The 2,523-nt window shown below is 42.4% G+C and carries 2 protein-coding genes; both read right to left on the bottom strand.

Going from position 1 to position 2,523, the window contains the following annotated elements:
- Positions 1 to 309, bottom strand: a 309-nt coding sequence (locus AACT21_RS08815; protein ID WP_141195262.1) for a DUF444 family protein, incomplete at its 3' end; no start/stop codon positions are given.
- A gap of 82 nt (positions 310 to 391) precedes the next feature.
- Positions 392 to 2,326: a PrkA family serine protein kinase gene (locus AACT21_RS08810; protein WP_013856540.1), complete on the bottom strand. Its 1,935-nt coding sequence runs from the start codon at positions 2,324 to 2,326 to the stop codon at positions 392 to 394.
- Positions 2,327 to 2,523 lie beyond the last annotated feature (197 nt).

The following is a 2,523-nucleotide window of genomic DNA, read 5'->3' as shown; positions in this document are numbered from 1 at the left end:
ACCTTGTCCTGAACCATTGCCTTGTCCGCCACCTTTAGGTCTCTCAATTTTATCACCAGTAATAAACTGGTCATTACCCGGGTGAACTCGTTCTTTTAGGCCGCCTTTTCCTTGATGAAACACGGGTTCTTTGATGTCGTGATTTGGGATCGACACATCTTCGCCAGACTCGGTGTTGGTGATGGAGCGACGATTCACTGCGTCTGCAACAGATTCTTTGATCTGCTCTTTATGACGGCGTAAAAAGCGTTGTCTATTGACCGCGCTTTTGTTTTTACCGTTCAATCTTCTATCGATAAATTGCGCCATGAGTATCCCCTTGAAAACGTCACCTTTACGTTAGCCATTGTTCGTATGGCTAACGCATGTACAGGTTTTGGTTTGCTTGAAGTTAAGAAGATTTACGGACGCGTAAATACCACTCAGACAACAGCCTTACTTGTTTTTCTGTATAACCTTTCTCCATCATACGAGCGACAAAATCGTCGTGTTTTTTCTGATCATCCGATGAGGTTTTGGCATTAAAAGAGATAACAGGAAGTAGCTCTTCGGTATTTGAGAACATTTTTTTCTCAATGACGGTACGCAGTTTTTCGTAACTGGTCCAAACCGGATTTTGTCCATTGTTGTGCGCTTTCGCACGCAGTACAAAATTGACGATTTCATTTCGGAAATCTTTCGGGTTACTAATGCCTGCTGTTTTCTCGATTTTTTCTAACTCGTTATTGAGCGATGAACGATCGAAAAGTTGGCCAGTTTCAGGATCACGATACTCTTGGTCTTGGATCCAGAAATCAGCATAAGTAACGTAGCGGTCAAAAATATTTTGACCATATTCAGAATAAGATTCCAAATAAGCCGTTTGAATCTCTTTACCAATGAACTCGACATAACGAGGCACTAAGTAGCCTTTTAAAAACTCCATATATCGTTCAGCGATTTCTTGAGGGAACTGCTCGCGTTCAACTTGCTGTTCGATGACATAGAACAGATGAACGGGGTTAGCCGCAACTTCCGTTTGGTCAAAGTTGAATACGCGCGACAGTATTTTAAAGGCAAAGCGAGTCGATAAACCGGACATACCTTCGTCAACACCTGCGTAGTCACGATACTCTTGATAGCTTTTTGCTTTTGGATCGGTATCTTTTAGCGTTTCACCATCGTAGACGCGCATTTTGGAGAAGAGTGACGAGTTTTCCGGCACTTTTAGGCGCGAGAGGATACTAAATTGACCAAGTAATTCTAGTGTGCTTGGTGAGCATGGCGCTTTGGATAGTTCACTGTGTTCAAGCAGTTTTTGGTAAATTTTCACTTCTTCCGAGACGCGTAAACAGTAAGGGACTTTAACGATATAAACCCGGTCCAAAAACGCTTCGTTGTTTTTGTTGTTACGGAATGTCTGCCACTCTGATTCGTTTGAGTGCGCTAAAATCATGCCATCAAAGGGTAGGGCGGATAACCCTTCTGTCCCGTTGAAGTTTCCTTCTTGCGTGGCGGTTAAGAGTGGGTGAAGCACCTTAATTGGCGCTTTGAACATCTCAACAAACTCCATTAACCCTTGGTTGGCTTTACAGAGTGCACCGGAATAGCTATATGCATCGGGGTCATCTTGCGAGAAATGCTCGAGTTTTCGAATATCCACTTTCCCAACCAGTGACGAAATGTCTTGGTTGTTTTCATCACCGGGTTCTGTTTTTGCGACGGCAATTTGATCGAGAATTGAAGGTCGTACTTTGACGACTTTGAATTTGGAAATATCGCCACCAAACTCGTGTAAGCGTTTGGCCGCCCAAGGTGATGTAATTGAGCGTAAATAGCGTTTTTCTATCCCATATTCCTGCTTGAGGATTTCGCCATCTTCAACCACATCAAACAGACAAAATGGGTGGTCATTGACTGGGCTACGAACGCCATTTGCAGACAAAACATAAATAGGCATTTGTTGCATTAAAGCTTTGAGTTTCTCCGCCAGTGAAGATTTACCGCCACCAACTGGACCTAGTAGATAGAGAATTTGTTTTCTTTCTTCTAAACCTTGGGCAGCGTGTTTGAGGTAGGAAACAATCTGTTCTATGGCTTCTTCCATGCCATAGAAATCCTCAAAAGTTTTATAACGAGAAATCACCCGGTTAGAGAAAATGCGACTCAATCGGGGGTGTTTTGCTGTGTCTATCAGCTCAGGCTCACCAATCGCCATTAACAGCCGCTCTGCTGCATTGGCATAAGCACTTTTATCTTCTTTACACAGAGCTAAAAACTCTTGCAGTGATAGCTCTTCATCCTTGGCGGCTTCATAGCGTGCCTGAAAGTGGTCAAAAATACTCATAGTGAATTCCCCTCTGAAAACTGTCTAACTGACAACACCGCTTAAAAACACAAATTAATAACAATTTAAGACTAGTCCGAGTTTGACAATTTTGCTTAACAATTATGTGTTTATTTAAATTTCGTGACACTAATAACGTCGATCAGGTTGAACTATTTAGTGTATGAATATCAAGAGTTCGAGGGATAAGTTGGTGT

It is taken from the genome of Vibrio sp. V08_P9A1T1, from assembly GCF_963874405.1.
In the GTDB taxonomy this organism is placed as follows: domain Bacteria; phylum Pseudomonadota; class Gammaproteobacteria; order Enterobacterales; family Vibrionaceae; genus Vibrio; species Vibrio anguillarum.
The sequence above is the reverse complement of the archived record's forward strand: the minus strand, read 5'-3'. Positions and strand labels throughout refer to the sequence as shown.